13 protein-coding genes are annotated in these 15,856 nt (G+C 61.5%); 2 read left to right on the top strand and 11 right to left on the bottom strand.

Going from position 1 to position 15,856, the window contains the following annotated elements:
* Positions 1 to 30: 30 nt before the first annotated feature.
* From RCCGE510_RS01340 to RCCGE510_RS01325, 4 genes are all read right to left on the bottom strand, one after another.
* Positions 31 to 2,358: an LPS-assembly protein LptD gene (locus RCCGE510_RS01340; protein WP_007626404.1), complete on the bottom strand. Its 2,328-nt coding sequence runs from the start codon at positions 2,356 to 2,358 to the stop codon at positions 31 to 33.
* Positions 2,358 to 3,446, bottom strand: coding sequence for an LPS export ABC transporter permease LptG (lptG, locus tag RCCGE510_RS01335; protein ID WP_007626403.1), 1,089 nt, complete (start codon positions 3,444 to 3,446; stop codon positions 2,358 to 2,360). Before lptG ends, RCCGE510_RS01340 begins: the two co-directional genes overlap by 1 nt.
* A complete protein-coding gene (gene lptF / locus RCCGE510_RS01330; RefSeq protein WP_007626402.1) occupies positions 3,443 to 4,624 on the bottom strand; it encodes an LPS export ABC transporter permease LptF in 1,182 nt (393 codons plus the stop codon). Before lptF ends, lptG begins: the two co-directional genes overlap by 4 nt.
* Before the next feature lie 100 nt (positions 4,625 to 4,724).
* Entirely contained in the window at positions 4,725 to 5,498 is a 774-nt protein-coding gene (locus tag RCCGE510_RS01325; protein ID WP_007626401.1) for a phosphatase PAP2 family protein, read from the bottom strand.
* Positions 5,499 to 5,642: 144 nt separating this feature from the next.
* On the opposite strand from RCCGE510_RS01325, the gene RCCGE510_RS01320 reads away from it, so the two are divergent.
* Together RCCGE510_RS01320 and RCCGE510_RS01315 are read left to right on the top strand one after the other, a co-directional pair.
* The gene (locus tag RCCGE510_RS01320) at positions 5,643 to 7,133 is read left to right on the top strand and encodes a leucyl aminopeptidase (RefSeq protein ID WP_007626400.1); all 1,491 of its coding nucleotides are present in this window, start codon (positions 5,643 to 5,645) and stop codon (positions 7,131 to 7,133) included.
* Positions 7,133 to 7,582, top strand: a complete 450-nt coding sequence (locus RCCGE510_RS01315) for a DNA polymerase III subunit chi (protein WP_007626399.1) — start codon at positions 7,133 to 7,135, stop codon at positions 7,580 to 7,582. Before RCCGE510_RS01320 ends, RCCGE510_RS01315 begins: the two co-directional genes overlap by 1 nt.
* 96 nt (positions 7,583 to 7,678) lie before the next feature.
* Here RCCGE510_RS01315 and RCCGE510_RS01310 read toward each other — a convergent pair whose 3' ends face one another.
* The 7 genes from RCCGE510_RS01310 to RCCGE510_RS01280 form a co-directional block, all read right to left on the bottom strand.
* Entirely contained in the window at positions 7,679 to 8,605 is a 927-nt protein-coding gene (locus RCCGE510_RS01310; protein WP_007626398.1) for a Gfo/Idh/MocA family oxidoreductase, read from the bottom strand.
* 113 nt (positions 8,606 to 8,718) lie between these two features.
* The gene (locus RCCGE510_RS01305) at positions 8,719 to 10,761 is read right to left on the bottom strand and encodes a prolyl oligopeptidase family serine peptidase (protein WP_007626397.1); all 2,043 of its coding nucleotides are present in this window, start codon (positions 10,759 to 10,761) and stop codon (positions 8,719 to 8,721) included.
* A gap of 81 nt (positions 10,762 to 10,842) precedes the next feature.
* A complete protein-coding gene (locus tag RCCGE510_RS01300; RefSeq protein ID WP_007626395.1) occupies positions 10,843 to 12,147 on the bottom strand; it encodes an LLM class flavin-dependent oxidoreductase in 1,305 nt (434 codons plus the stop codon).
* 14 nt (positions 12,148 to 12,161) lie between these two features.
* A complete protein-coding gene (locus RCCGE510_RS01295; protein WP_037077445.1) occupies positions 12,162 to 13,520 on the bottom strand; it encodes an MmgE/PrpD family protein in 1,359 nt (452 codons plus the stop codon).
* Positions 13,521 to 13,529: 9 nt separating this feature from the next.
* A complete protein-coding gene (locus tag RCCGE510_RS01290) occupies positions 13,530 to 14,315 on the bottom strand; it encodes an amino acid ABC transporter ATP-binding protein (protein WP_037077479.1) in 786 nt (261 codons plus the stop codon).
* Positions 14,316 to 14,319: 4 nt separating this feature from the next.
* Entirely contained in the window at positions 14,320 to 15,111 is a 792-nt protein-coding gene (locus tag RCCGE510_RS01285; protein WP_007626387.1) for an amino acid ABC transporter permease, read from the bottom strand.
* Positions 15,108 to 15,854 carry an amino acid ABC transporter permease gene (locus tag RCCGE510_RS01280; protein WP_007626385.1) on the bottom strand — a complete coding sequence of 249 codons (747 nt, stop codon included), beginning with the start codon at positions 15,852 to 15,854 and terminating at the stop codon, positions 15,108 to 15,110. The genes RCCGE510_RS01285 and RCCGE510_RS01280 overlap by 4 nt, the downstream gene beginning before the upstream one ends.
* Positions 15,855 to 15,856: the final 2 nt, after the last annotated feature.

The raw sequence follows: 15,856 nt of genomic DNA, 5'->3' as shown, positions 1-15,856 counted from the left end.
GCTTCAGGCCATGTTTGCGCCGCCCGCCCATCACTGAAGGGTATCTGAGCCGATCTTGATGTCGCCGAGCGTGCGGAAGGTCAGCCGTGCGCCGATCGTCCAGTCGCTTGCCGTCTCGTCGTCGGAATCCCTGCGGTCGGTATACGCGATCGTGAAGATCGTGCATTCGTCGTCATAGGACAGGCCGATCGTCCGGCGACTGATCACATCATTGTTCAGGTCCCAGGCGATGCCGCCAAAGATCGACCAGTAATCCTTGAACTTGACGCTGCTGTTTGTCTGGAGTTCGTCGTTATCCTCGGCAAAGCCATATTCCGGCTGGGCGCTGAGATGGGTGAAGGTCATCTGCGTGGAGAAGGTGTCGTTCTGGTAGGCCGTCGTCAGGTCGCCGCGGCGAAACTCGAAATTCTTCTCGTCGAGCCTGTACGAGCCCGTCACGGAAACGCCGAACGGTGTCTCGATGCCGCCGAGGCCGACATAGTCGGAGCGAGTGGTTTCAAGGCCCGAATCCGCACCGACATTGACGAGATCATCGGTGGCAAAGGAGTTCTGGCCGGCGATCTGATAAGACTGGCCGAAGATGCCGTGCAGCTTGTAACCGCTGTCGAACGTACCGGTGTACTGCACGCCGAGATTGGCGCGGGTGCCACCTTCGACGCGGTCGTAGCCCGAGAATTTGTCGCGGTCGAACAGTGACGTGGCGTCGAAGACGAAGCTCTGCGCATCTTCGTTCGGCAGGCGGCCTGCGAGCTGCTCGTCGGGGCGGGCATAGATCTGCGCGATCGGCTCGAGGATATGGGTGCTGTTATCCGTCGTCATCAGGATCGGATAACGCATCTCCAGCCCGGCGGTGAACATCGAGCGGGTGGCGGAGTTGCTGTCGCTGTAGTTGCCGGTGTAACCTGTGGGGTCGTCCATATTCAGCGCGAAGGCGTCGCCGCGTGCGGCCAGAAGCGGCGTGATCACCAGGCCGGTCGGCGTGACGTATGTGCGCTTCCACTGCAGCTCGGTGGTCAGTCGCGACGTCTGGCCCTTCAGGCCCCGGAAGCGATCGAATCCGTCGACGGTATAAAAGTCGTCATGGGTGCGCGAAATATTCGTCAGATTGACATCGGCCGACAGTTCGCCGCCGGCAAGCGGCTGCGGCGCTACATAGTGATAGTCGAGCGAGGGATAGACGATCGCCTGCTGCTTTTCGGCCGTGTTCGTCCGATCGGCATCCTGGACGTCGAAATAGAACGCCCGCATGTCGAAATAATTGCGTTTCCCAAGTCCCGTCAGGTAGATCTGGTTGGTGCGATCCGTGCCGCTGAAGTCCCGCAGCTTGTAGGTTTTCGAGAAATTGTTGTCGCTCTGCATCATGACGTCCCAGCCGAACGTCCAACGCGGATTGATACGGAATTCGGCCTTCGAGGCCACCATGCCACGCTGACTGGCCTCGGCATCGCTGGTGCCGGAGCTGAAATTGTCCGGCTTTGCCTGGTCTATGCCGGCGACGCGCAGGATATGCGTGCCGTTTTCGAAGCGCTGGCGGAATTCGCCTTCGATGAGGAAGCCCTGGGCGGTGTAGCCGGTGCCGGTGACCGTCGCGTCCATGCTCGGCGAGATCACGTAATAATAAGGAACGGAAAGACCAAAGCCGAGATTCTGCGACAGGCTCATCGTCGGGAAGAGGAAGCCCGATTTGCGCTTCACCGTATTGTCGGGAACTTCGATGAACGGCAGGAAGGCGATCGGATGGCCGAGCAGCTCGAAGCGCGCACTCTCCAGGCGGATCGTGTGCGTTACGCCGTTCTGGATGACGCGCTTGGCTTTGACCTGCCAGAAAGGCGCGCGCTTCGGATCTTCGGCGCAGGGAAGGCAGGCGGTGTAGACGCCCTTGTTGAGAATCATCATCGTGCCGCCGACACGCTCGCCGCTTTCGGCGACGATACGGGTATTGTCGGCGGTCTCAATGCGCAGCGAGTTCAGGAACCCGTCGGCAAAATTGTCGGTCACATCAAGGTTGTCGGCATAGATGCGGTTGCCGTCGGGGCTGACCAGCTCGACATTGCCGACTGCCATCATCCGGCCGGTCTTTTGATTGTACTCGACCTTCTGCGCGACCATTTTGTAGCCGGCATAATTGATCTGCACGCCGCCGACCGCCGACACCAGATCGGCGTCACGGTTATAGACGAGTTCATTGGCCGAAAGCAGAAGCTTGGCTTCTGCAGGAATCTTCTTTCCAATCGTTTGGTCGGGCGCGCTGACCTGGCCGTAGGAGACCGGAGCGCTGCCGAAATAGGAATATAGAGTCGCGCCGACAAGCAGGGCAACCAACTGTTTACTAAAATACTTGCGGTCGCCTGCCGCCACTAGCCGTCCTCCTGATGAAGCAGAATTGTCGCACCCAAAGCCAGCGCGACGATCACCGGTATCCACGTCGCCACGAAGGGGGGCACAACTCCACTGCTTCCGAATGCCTTTACAAGCACGGTGATGACATAAAGCATGAAGCCCGAAAGGATGCCACCCAGAATCACGGAGCGGGATTGGTTGAACCGGCTAAATTTTAGGGACACTGTTGCAGCAATGAAAGTCATCGCCACCAGCAGCAGAGGCTGGGACAACAGGGAGTTGAATTGCGTCTCCAGCGCCTTGGTCGAGATACCGAAGGATTTGGCCGCGGCAATGCGGTTGGAAAGGTCAAAGAAACCAATTGTTTCCGGCGCTGTCAGCCGCTCCTGGACGAAGTCCTGTTTCAGATTGGTGCGAAGTTGAACCGAAGCTTTACGCACGGGGATTTCGCCAGGCTTGCGCTCGACAACGTTGTTAAGTTGCCAGTAACCATCTTCCAATTTTGCCGTCGCGGCGTCCTGTCTCAGAATGACCTGACCGCTTGAATCGAAATGGATCAGCACGGCGTCGATCAGCTTGGTTCCGTTCTCCTGAACCGTCTGGGCCCCGATGATGACATCGTCCCGGCCACTGATCTGGCGCAGCCACGGAATCTGCGGCGCCTTGCGCAGTACCGCGTTCTCGCCGCGCCAGTCCGATTCGACGAGCAGCGCCTGGCGTTGTCCCCAGGCGGCAAGCGGATTGAGAGCCGTCATCGTCAGCAGGCCAAGCAGCAGCGAGCCGGCGATGAAGGGAAACATGAACTGCCAGACCGAAATACCGGCTGCGCGCGTGACGACGAGCTCATATTTGCGGTTGAGCCCGATCAGCACCGTCATGCCGACGAACAGCGCGATGAAGGGTACCGTTTGCTGCAGGATGAGCGGCAGGCGCACGGCGGTCATCAGGATGCCGCCGCCGATCGTGTAGCCGGGCAGCCCGGACATGCGGCCCGCCGTCTCGCTGAAATCGAGGAGGAAGGAAATCGCCGAGACGCCGATCACGAACCAGCCCATCGTCACCAGGTAGCGGCGAAAGAAATAACGCGACAATGTCCCGAATATCATTGGGCCGCATCCCCGCCGGTCCTGCCGGCCGCGGCAAACAGCCTTTCTTGCCCCCGTCTCCAGAAAGACGAAATCCGGTCCCGGATGAACGAAGGGATGGCCAGTCGTTTGTGCAGGCCGAGGAAGGCGATCGAGATAATGCCGCTGACGATCGGTATGGCATAGAGAACGACGATATATTCAGGGTCGGTGTCGATCTGATTGGCAGCGTAGAACGCCGCCCATCGCAGCGCGAAGGCATAGGCAAGCGCGCTCACCATCGGATGCAGCCGCGCTTCGCGGTGCGAGCGCGCATCGCCGGCAATCGCCAGCGAAAACAGGGCAAAGACGACAGGCAGAATCCAGTCCGTCAGCCGGCGATGCAGTTCGGCGCGGTAGCTCAGCGGTCGGATCGTATAATCCTTGTCGGCCGGATCCGGATTGATCAGGAACCACAGGTCACGGTCGCTGGCCCGCAGCGTCGCCTGGCCGCGGTTCTCCGTCATATCCGAGAGGTCGAAGGAATAGGAATCGAAATTGATGACCGAGACATTGCCATCGGGTGTTTTGCGGTGCACTTCACCCTCATGCATGATCAGCGTCGTGCCCGTATCGTCGACGGCGCCTTCCTTCGCATAATAGATCAGCTCGTAGGCCGGGTCGCGCTCGTCGGCGACGAAAAGGCCCTTCAGCATGCGGCCGGCCATCCGCTTCGAGATCTGCACATAGAGGCCTTCATCCAGCTTGCGGAAGGTCTTTTCTTCGATCACCGAAGACAGCAGGTCGGCATAGGTCTCGGCGATCATCTGGCGCACGACGGTTTTTGCCCGCGGCTCGACGACGTTGTCGACAAAGAAGGAAAAAACGCTGACGACGGCGGCAAGCAGCAGGATCGGGCGGATCAGCACGCTGCGCCGCGCGCCGGCCGCGTCGATGACGGTGAGCTCGGAATCGTTGTTCATCGTCGTCAGCGTCTGAGTGATCGCGATAACGAGGGCGAAGGGCAGCACGACGGGAATGATCGACGGCAGGATCATCGTGGCGAGCTTGGCGAACGAGCCGATCGACTGGCCGCTATCGGTGACCAGATTGATGCGCTGCAAAACCTGAGTCGTCCAAATGATCGCCAGAACGGGCAGGAGCGCCACGAGAAACATCTGGCCGACGCGCCGCAATATGTATGTCTCGAGTAGTTTCATGCCTGCCCTTGAAAGCACCTGCACGCCCAAACGGCTTTGCAGGAGAATCCCTCTACGCTCTTTGTCGCGCTTTTGCGACAAGCTGGTGTCAAAAATTCATTCAAATTTCAGAATTTTTTCGATGCTGTTGCGACTCAGTTAACGCCAGCAACGCGGCGAAGACGACAAGCGACGAAAGCCATCCGAGAACGACGTCGGAGAGGTAGTGCGCGCCGAAGGATAGCCGCATCGCCGGAGTGAGGATCGAGATTGCCGCCACGGGCGCTGCCAGTGCATAGCGCAGAGATTTTGGAACGAAGAGCAGAAGGCAGAAAAGCCAACCGGCGCTCGCGGCCTCGCCTGAGATGAATGAGCAGTTCGAAACGCATTTTCCGGCAAGCGAACCCGCCTCGACGAAATGCAGCGCACCGCCAAAAAAATCCGTCTGTATCGGCCGCGGCCGACCCCAGTGTTCCTTCAGGACGACATTGACGAGCAGCACTGGCCCAATCAGCAGCGTTCCGAGGCCGACGTTCAGTTTGCGCACCCGTTCGGCGTTGAAGGTTGCGCCATGTTGCTGGTGGCATTCGATGAGTTTCCACACCATCACGATCGCCACGACATAGGGCAGGCGGAAGAAGACGGTGCGCAGCAGGTCGAAGTTCCCCGAGTCGCGATACGGAAAGCCGCCGCAGATGCTGCCGGCGGCGGCAGCCGCGTCGCAATCTGCTCGGACGAAAAAAAGCTGGGAAAAATAGATGTCTATCCCGGGGAAGGCGCGGAAGACGATAAGCAGCGCCCACCACGTCCAGAACAGCAGCATGAATGCGCCGAAAGTCGTTTTCGGCAGGCGGATTGCTAGGCCCCGCCAGCGATTTTTCGAAAAAATTGTCAACGCGAATATCTACGAAACTGACGAAAACATGAAGGCCTTGATGGCCGTGGCTGACCATAACAATTGTCGCAAGCCATTGACAGACCCGCCAAACGCGAAATTATCCGCCACGGACGGATTTCAAAGAATCCCAGCGGAGAAGACATGTCAGCGAAGTTCGAAATTGCATTCTCAAAATCGGCAAAGCTCAATGGCGGCCTGGCGATCCTGTTGAAGACTGCCGAGGCCGACAGCGCCGCAGGCACCGAAACGGTCGATCCGGCAGGCGTGGTTGCCAAGGCTACCCGGATCGCCCGATTCACCGCGAAATCCATGAGCGCGCTCGATATTGTCGCCCCCGAAGGCGCACCCGTCGAGCGCATCGTCGTCATCGGGCTTGGCAAGGCCGCCGGCCTCACCGCCCATGACTGGCTGAAGGCCGGCGGTATTGCGGCGGCGAGAATCAAGAATACCGACAAGGCCGCTGTCTTCATCGACGTGCCTGGCCTCGAGACGAGCGGGCGCGCGGCGGCCGATTTCGCGCTCGGCATGCTGCTGCGCGGCTATAGCTTCGATACCTACAAGACGAAGAAGAGTGACGACGAGGAAACGGCGGCGAAATCCGTCAAGGTGACGATCGTCACCGCCGATCCGAATGGCGCCAAAAAGGCGTTTTCCGATTCCGAAGCGATTGCCGGCGGCGTTAATCTTGCCCGTGACCTCGTCAACGAACCACCGAACGTGCTTGGCCCCGTCGAGTTTGCCGCCAAGGCGAAGGAACTGGAAAAGCTCGGCGTCGAAGTGGAAATCCTGACGGAGAAGGAGATGCGCCGTCTCGGCATGGGCGCCCTTCTCGGCGTCGCCCAGGGCTCCGTACGTCCGCCGCGCCTGGCAGTCATGCAGTGGAAGGGCGGCAAGGGCAAGGATCGTCCTATCGCCTTCGTCGGCAAGGGTGTCGTCTTCGATACCGGCGGCATTTCGATCAAGCCGGCCGCCGGCATGGAAGACATGAAGGGTGATATGGGCGGTGCCGCAGCCGTCACCGGCCTCATGCATGTGCTCGCCGCCCGCAAGGCCGCCGTCAATGCCATCGGCATTATCGGCCTGGTCGAGAACATGCCTGACGGTAACGCCCAGCGTCCGGGTGATATCGTCACCTCGATGTCCGGCCAGACCATCGAGGTGATCAATACCGATGCCGAAGGCCGGCTCGTGCTCTGCGATGCCCTCTGGTACTGCAACGATCGTTTCAAGCCGCAGTTCATGATCAATCTCGCCACGCTGACCGGCGCCATCGTCGTGGCGCTCGGCAGTGTGCATGCCGGCCTGTTCTCCAATGACGACCAGCTTTCCGCCCAACTGACGGCAGCCGGCCTTTCCACAAACGAGAAGCTCTGGCGCATGCCGCTCGGCAAGGACTACGACAAGCTGATCGACAGCAAGTTCGCCGACATGAAGAACACCGGCGGCCGCCAGGCCGGCTCAATCACTGCGGCGCATTTCATCAAGCGCTTCGTCCAGGACACGCCCTGGGCGCATCTCGATATCGCCGGCACGGCGATGGGCTCACCGCAGGATGAGATCAACCAGTCCTGGGGTTCCGGATTCGGCGTGCGCCTGCTCGACGAGCTCGTTCGCGCCCATTATGAAGCCTGATGACGGACGTTCTCTTTTATCATCTGACCGAAACCAGGCTGGAAGACGCGCTTCCGCCGCTGATCGACAAAAGCGTCGAGCGCGGCTGGCATGTCGCCGTCCAGACGCGAGAGCCGGCGCGGCGCGATGCTCTCGACGCGCATCTCTGGACGTTCCGGGAGGAGAGCTTCCTGCCGCACGGCACCGACGAGGGCGATTTCGCCGAAAGCCAGCCGGTGCTTTTGACGGTGACACCTGACAATGCCAATGCTGCGACTGTGCGTTTCATCATCGACGGCGCCGAGCCGCCGCCGGTCGATGCCTATGAGCGCGTTGTCTTCATGTTCGACGGTCACGACCAGGAGCAACTGGAGGCCGCCCGAGCGCAATGGAAGAAGCTGAAAGGCGAGGGGCATAACCTCACCTATTGGCAGCAGACGCCGGAGGGGCGGTGGGAGAAGAAGGCTTGAGCGTTTCACCGCCGCAGTGGCGCGTTACCGCTTCAAGCCTTTGTCGTCATCGATTCGTGAGGATATTGAGCAGCACGATCCCCGGCCGCCAAGGACTCAGTCGTGGAACGCGTCCACGAATTTCCGCTTGCCGAGCATGAAGGCGTCGGCGACGTGGCGCAGCGGCGCGAGATCGACATCCGATTTGCCGGCTTTGATGATTTCGGCGAAGCGGCGGTAGAGCGAGGGATATTCCTGCTCCGGCTCGGCGAAGGTCAGCGCACCGTCGATAGAAAGTTTGGCGCCGCCCTCGGCGAGAACCATCTGGCCGGCTGCCGTCTCCGCCACGATGTCCCAGCTCTGCTTGCCGGTCTGGCGCCAGTCGAATTCGGCATGAACCGGCAGACCGCCGGCATCGCGGAAGCGAATGTCGGAAGCGATCGGCGCATCGCGGTTCTCGGGAAATTCGAGCACGGCCTCGGTGATGAAGATCGGCCGCGGCAGGATATGGGTGACGATCGACAAAGCGTTGATGCCGGGATCGAAAACGCCGAGGCCGCCGGCTTGCCAGATCCAATCCTGGTTCGGATGCCATTGGCGGACATCCTCCTTCCAGATCACGTGCACGCTTTTGATCGTCGTCGAAGCTAGAAACGCCTTGGCGGCCTCGACAGCCGGCGCATAGCGCGAATGCCAGCTGGCAAACAGCGACGCACCCTGCTTACTCGCAAGCGCCTCGAGGTCGGCCACTTCGCTCAGCGTTGCGCCGGGCGGCTTTTCCAGGAAGACGTGCTTGCCGGCGACAAGCGCCTTATAGGCTGCCTCATAGCGGTATTGCGGCGGCATGCAGAGCGAAACGGCATCGACCGAAGGCTCGGCGTCGAGCATCGCCTCGATGGTCGTATAGCTCTTGACGCCTTCGACGGTGCCGTGGCGGCTTGCCGTGGCGACGAGCTCGAAATCCGCGTTCTTGGCGATCGAGGGAAGGTGCTGATCGCGGACGATCTTGCCGACGCCGACGATGGCGAGGTTGATTGGGGACATGGTATTTTCCAGCCTGTATGAAAAGTATGATTTATTGCGCTTTGTAGCAGAAAGAGGCGCGCCGACAAGCTCTCCTCCTTCATTCAATTGTATCCTACCGCATGATGGCCGTCTTACCTCATGATAGTTTGGCGAAGGAAGCTGTAACCGATTGCGGCGCGGGCAGCGCGCTCTTCGGAATTGCCGTCGCCGCCGTGCCCGCCTGAGCCGAATTCATGGAAGAGCGGCCGGTGCCCTTCTTCCTCCAGCCGCGCCGCGAAGCGGCGTGCGTGCGAGGGATGCACGCGGTCGTCATTGGCCGAGCTTTCGATATAAATCGGCGGATAGGTGATCTCGGTGGCCGGCCTGACATTGTGAAGCGGCGAATAACTGAGCATGAAATCCCGGTCCGCTGAAATCTCCGGATCGCCGTATTCGTCCATCCAGGCTTGCCCTGCGCTGAACAGGTGAAAGCGTGTCATGTCGAGCACCGGCACCTGGCACCAGACGGCGCCGAAATCTTGTGGGTAGCGCGTCAGCATCACGCCGGTCAGCAGACCGCCATTGCTGCCGCCCTGGCAGGCGATCCGCGACGGCACAGTGTAGCCGCGGGCGACAAGGTCGCGGGCGATGGCGACGAAATCGCCAAACGCTTTGTCTCGCCCCTGCCGCTTGGCGCTGCGATACCAGTCAGGCCCGAATTCGCCGCCGCCGCGGATGTAGGCCTGCACATAGGCGCCGCCTTGTTCCAGCCAGCGTCCTGTCACCCCGGAATAGTTCGGCGACAGCGAAACATCGAAACCGCCATAGCCGTAAAGCAGCACCGGCAGCGCGCCCTTGGTCCACTGCTTCGGCAGGACCAGCCGGTAGGCAACCCTGGTTCCGTCCTCGGAAACGGCCTCCAGCAGTTCGGATGACATACCGGTCGCATCGAAATAGCTCGGCGCTGCGGCGACGAAAATCGGCTCGGCCTCCTTGCTGCGGTCCGACAGCTCGAGGCGGTAACAGGCCGGTGGCTGCAGGAAGCCCTGGCCGATGATGTAAAGCGTATCGTCGCCAAGATGCAGATCGGCATAGAGCGGCCTGAAATGAGCCGTCTGCATGTCCGCCGGCAGCGCGATCTCGCGCTGTTCGGCATCGGGCTTTGTCAGGTCTAGCACCAGAAGACGTGGACGCAGCCGATCGGAGATGATGAAGGCGCACCACTCGCGCATCAGCATCATCTGCGAGATCGACTGGCCCTCGCCAGGCTGAAACAGGATCCGCGCCGGCCCGAGCGGAGCCGTCTGCGAACTGGGGTCGAAGTGCTGCAGCACGAGGCTGCCGGTGGGAACGCGCTCATCGGTCTTTGCCCGCCAGAGGCAATGATCGCGATTGAACTGGAAGTCCGCCTCCTTGGGCAGATCGATCCGCCGCTGCGTGCCGTCCTCGCCGATCAGGAAAGCGCTGGCCACGCCGATCTCATGGGCGGCGACGAAAATGTCGATCAATCCGGCATCCGCCGAAGCGCCTGACAGGGCAGTGTCGATGACGAGATTGAAGCCGTAGACGTCCTCGTTTGCGGCTTCGAACATGACGCTGGCATCTTCCGGCCGCTGCCCGCGCTTCAATCGCCGCCCGACCCGTGGCCATCCGGAGCGGGTCGCCGAAAATCGGTCGATCGAACCGAAATAGCAGATTTCGTCGCGGCTCAGCCAGTTGGCGTGCGATCGCGCGGCCGGCGTATCGAAGCCGCCCTCGACGATCTGTTTGCTCTCGGCGTCGAATTCGAGCAGCCGGAGAAGGTCGGAGCCGCCGTCCGAAAGTGTGAGCAGCACCCGCGTCGGCTCCCACGGGCAGGTGACGACGCCGCGCCAGTTCCAGCGCTTGCCTTCGCTGGCACAGAAGGCATCGAGATCGAAGACCGACTCCCAGTCGGCGTCCGGCAGCGGTTCCTGGTCATCGGGAAGACGGAGCCAGACGCCGAGAGGATTGTCCTTGCTCTGCCGGAAATCGAACAGCCACGCGCCGCGGCGCATCGGCACGATCAGCCGGTCCTGCCGCTCGATCAGCGCTTTGATTGCATCGCGATCGCTCGCGAATTCAGGTGTTCTGAGCGCCGCGTCGGAAACCTGGTTATATCCGTCGATGAACTGGCGGGTGCGCGGATCGTCGTCCTTTTCGAGATGAAGGTTCATGTTCGACCTGCCGGCTCCTGTTTCGCGTCTTTTAAGACGCTGTAGCATTTTGAATTGTGCAGGAACCAATATTTCGTAGAGTTAGGGCGAAATTGGCGCAGGCCGCGCGAGGCCGAGATGTTCGCGAAGAGTTGAGCCGCGATACTCGGTGCGGAACAGGCCGCGTTCCTGCAGGATCGGCACGACCAACTGCGTGAAGTCTTCCAGGCCTCCGGGGAAAAAGGGCGGCATGACGTTGAAGCCATCGGCGGCGCGGCTGTCGAACCACTGCTGCATCCTGTCGGCGATTTCGACCGGCGTGCCAAGGACGATATGATGGCCGCGGCCGGCAGCAACGCGCAGCGCCAGCTGCCGGATGGTCAAATCCTCGCGCCTTGCCAGCGCCGTCAGCAGTTCGGCGCGGCTGCGCAACTGGTCGGAAATCGGCAGATCCGGCAGCGGGCCGTCGAGATCGTATTCGGCAAGGCTGTGGCCGATGCGTTCTTCCAGAAGCGGCATGGCGCTTTTGATGTCCGTCCACCTGTCGAGTTCTGCAAGCTTGTCCGCGGCTTCTTTGGTGGTGCGGCCGATCACCGGCAGGAAGCCCGGCATGACGGCGACGTCGTCCGGCTGGCGTCCGAAACGAGCGACACGCTCCTTGAGGCTTCTGTAAAAAGCCTGCGCCTCTTCGAGGCTCTGCTGCGCGGTGAACACCACGTCTGCCGTGCGGGCGGCAAGATCCTGGCCCGGCCCGGACGAGCCGGCCTGGATCAGGATCGGGTGGCCCTGTGGTGGACGGGGAATATTCAGCGGCCCCTTGACGGAGAAATACTTGCCTTTGTGATCGAGGACACGGAGCTTGGTCGGGTCGGCGTAGACGCCGCTCTGCTTGTCCTTGATGAAGGCATCGTCGTCCCAGCTGTCCCAGAGGCCGCGCACGACGTCGACAAATTCCTCGGCCACGGCGTAGCGCTCGTCATGCTCGGGATGGGCCTTGGAGAAATTGTTCGCCGTGCGGGCATAGGAGGTCGTGACGATATTCCAGGCGGCGCGGCCGTGGCTCAGATGGTCGATCGAGGCGAAGGCGCGGGCGGTGTGGTAGGGCTCGCCGTAGGTCGTGGACGCCGTTGCCGCCAGCCCGATCTTGTCGGTCACCACGGCCAGCGCGGAAAGCAGCGTCAGCGGTTCGAAACGGGCGATCGTCGAGGGATGCGCATCGACGCCGCTGGTCAATCCATCGGCCAGGAAGACCATATCGAATTTCGCCGCTTCAGCGATCTCGGACACGCGCCTCAATAGGTCGAAATTCTCGCTTCCCGCCTCGGCGTGAGGATGACGCCATCCGGATACGTGGTGGCCGGCCCCTTGCAGGAACAGGCCCAGATGGATTTCTCTCTTGCGGGTCATGGCAAAATCTTTCGTCAAACGAGGTTTTGGGCGGCGTCTTGGTTGAGCAGCGCTAGGAGTTGGCGAAGGTCGGCGGTGCTTTGCATTGTCCGGACGAGTGATGGGATGTCGGCGAAGGCCGGATGGCGACCGGTTGCGTCGCGAAATTTTTCCGTTGGATCGGTCAGCCCCGGCAGGCCGTCGAAACGGCGCTGTATCGTGCTGCCGTCGGCAAGGGCGATATCGACGATCACGAAGCGGGTCTGCGGATCGCTCGACATGCGCGGCGCGGCCTCGTCATGGCGGCGGCCGGCGCGTCCGGCGAGCGTCATCAGCCGTGGCTCGACCGGCTGCCCGTCAAAATGATCGAGCCGCAAGGCGCCGTCGATGAGGGCTGCCGCGAATACGTATTCCGGGCTAAAGCGCGCCTCGATCCCATTTGTGGGCTCGCTCACCACCAAGGCTGCATCGGCGCCCGGCGGATAGGTGAAGGTGATGCGCTCGATTGCGTCTGCGCGCAGGCCTTGCCCGTGGAGATCGATGCCGAGAGAAGCGACCGGATGGCTGGCGGTGCAGCAGGGATAGGCCTTCAGCGTCAGCCCGGGCGCCGCGATCTGCCAGGGCGAGCCCCAGTTCTCGGTCAAGGCAGACAAGTGTTCGGCGCCAAAGGCAAAGACCGAATGGAAGCCGACCGGACTGTCGAGGAAATCGGACGCGCCACCAAAACCAGCAGCCGCCAATCGCGCCGACAGGAGACCGGATCGCGCCGCCATGCCGGCATGAAACGGTTTGGCGTCGGTGCCGAACTGCAGCCGCAGGCCAGACGACTGCGTTGCTGCGAGGCCCAGTGCAATGGCGGTCTCGTCCGCAGAGGCGCGCATCAGATGGGCAATTGCGGCTGCCGCGCCCACTGTGCCGAGCGTTGCCGTGGCATGGAAACCTGTCTCGTAGTGCTTCGATCCGAGCGATAAGCCCAGCCGCGCCATGGCTTCGAGCCCGACGATATAGGAGGCGACCAGCGCCTCAGCCGAAAACGCGCGCTCGGCGGCCAGCGCCAGCAGCGCCGGGACGATCACCGTAGTCGGATGGCCACGTACGCTTGCATGCACGTCGTCATAGTCGAGCACATGGCCGGTATAGCCGTTGACGACCGCCGCTGCCAGCGGATCGGTTCGGCGCCCGCTTCCAATCAGGATCGCCTCACCCGGCAGATTGGCCCCGACGGCATCGGCCAGAAGGCCGGTCGTGTCGTCTCGGGCGCCGGCAATCGCGCAGGCGAGAAAATCGATGATCGCCAGGCGGGCCGCGTCCATCGCCGCGGAATCCTTCAACGGGTCCGAGGAGATGATCGCCTCGGCGAATGCCGAAGTCAGAGGTGCGAATGTTCTCGTCATGACAATATCCTAAATGCCTTCGCCGCGCTCCATTCCGCGCCCGCCGGCAAGGCCCCCGACGAACTGGCGGATACGGGGATTGTCGAACGTATGGAATATTTCTTCAGGGGAACCGTGGTCGACGATGCGTCCGTTCTCGGTGAAGACGACGGTGTCGCTGATCTCCTCGGCGAAGCGCATTTCATGGGTCACCAGGATGCTGGTCATGCCGTCGCGGATGAGGTCGCGGATCACCCACAGCACTTCGCCCACCGTCTCGGGGTCGAGCGCCGAGGTCACCTCGTCGAACAGCACCAGTTCCGGCTTCATCGCCAGCGCGCGGGCAATCGCCACGCGCTGTTGCTGGCCGCCGGAAAGCTGGCCGGGGTAGGCGCCTGCTTTTTCGGAGAGCCGCACCTTTTCGAGCAGTTCGCGCGCAAGTTTTTCTGCTTCGCCCCGCGCGACGCCGAGGATGCGGGTCGGGGCCAGCACGATATTGTCCAGCACAGTCAGGTGAGGAAAGAGATTATATTGCTGGAAGACGATGCCGACGCGCTTGCGCAGCGCAATGCGCTCGCTTTCCGTGGTCAGTCGGTCGACGCGGGTGCCGCCGACCGTGATGCGGCCGCGTTGCGGCGCTACCAAGGCGTTGATGCAGCGCAGGATCGTCGACTTTCCCGAGCCGGAGGGGCCGATGATGGAAACCGCATTGCCCCTGTTGACGGTCAGGTCGATGCCCTTCAGCACCTCGGTCTGGCCGAAGGAAAGGTGTACGTCTTCCAGTCGTACGATCGCGTCGTCGCTTTTTGTGTTCATCATCTCAAATCCTGGAGGCCGCGTTGAAACGCCGCTCGAGGCGTCGGGTCAGGCGGGCGATCGGGTAGCAAAGCATGAAGAAGGCGGCCATCACCACGATATAGGCGATGATCGTGAAATCGAGCCGGCGCACCGCGGTGCTGGCATCGGTCGCCGCATGCAAGAGTTCATGCACGCCGACCAGCGAGGCAAGCGAGGTGCCCATGGTAATGGACGCCAATATGTTCATCCATGGCGGCAGCGAGCGCCGCAGGCATTGCGGCAGGATGATCCAGCGCAGCGCCTGGCTGCGGGAAAACCCCAGTCCCTTTGCCGCTTCCCATTGCGTGGTCGGAATGGAAAGGATGGCGCCACGGGTGATCTCGGCCACGTAAGCGCTAGCCGGAATGGCAAGCCCGATCACCGCCTTCAGCCAGTCGGGGAAGGGCAGGTAGTTGCCGAACACGACGATCTCGAAGGGAAAGATGTAAGTCGTGGCGAAAATCAGCACGAGATGCGGGGCATTGCGGAAGGCCTGTACATAGGCAACGACCGGGTAGCGCACCGGTCTGTAGGGCACCAGTTGAAGAATGCCGAACATGGTTCCGACCACCGTTCCCAGTGTCATGGCGCTGAGGCTGATGACGACGTTCATCAGGAAGCCGGAGGCGAGGTAGGGGAGCCACTGCGCCAGCTCACGTCCAAGAGTGAGATCGGCCAGCGACCAGAGCAGAATGACGGCAGGGAGTGCTGCGAAGCCGATGTTGCGCAGCAGGTGGCCGCTCTTGCGCGGTTCGGGAAGCGCCACTGTCGTCATAGGCCATATCCCGGAACGGCGAGCTTGCGCTCCACCCACAGGCCGACGCGGGCGACGACCAGATTGATGATGCTGAAGAACAGCAGGATGACGATCATCAGAGACACCACATTGTCGCGCTGCGTCCACACCATGATCGAGGCATAGGTGATCTCGCTGACTGCAATCGCATTGCCCACCGTCGTCAGTTTTACGAGGTTGATCAGGTTGTTGACGATCGCCGGCAGCGATGCCCGAAACGCCAGGGGAATTTCGACGTAACGAAGGATCTGCAGCTTGCTGAAGCCGATGCCGCGCGCCGCCTCCACGGTCGAGGCCGGAACCGCTTCGATACCCGCTCGGATCGCCTCGGCGTGTAAGGCGGCGATATGCAGCCCGACCACCGCTACCACCCAGAAAAACGGCGTCAGCGGATTGTTCTGCGCGCCGCCGACCAGGTTCGAGACGAATGTATTGAGAACGAGGAAGCTGAACATCAGTTGCACCAGCGTCGGCGTGTTTCGGGTGATTTCCACGAAGGCGCGCACCGGCGCCGATAGCCAGAGCCTGCCCGAAGTCAGGCAGGCGGCAAACAGCAATCCGGCGATCAGGCTGACGGGGATCAGCAAGGCGATCAGATAGAGCGTGGTTATGAAACCGTCACGCCATATCTGCGCCTCGTAGCCCGTTGCGAGAAACTCGTAGTTCAGGCCGAGCCTGTTCGTCAGATTGACGAACAGGCTGGTTATGCCGCTATCCTGCATGT

The sequence above is a fragment of the Rhizobium sp. CCGE 510 genome (assembly GCF_000292525.1).
GTDB lineage: Bacteria > Pseudomonadota > Alphaproteobacteria > Rhizobiales > Rhizobiaceae > Rhizobium.
Note: the sequence above shows the minus strand (reverse complement) of the source record. Positions and strands in the feature narration are given on the sequence as shown.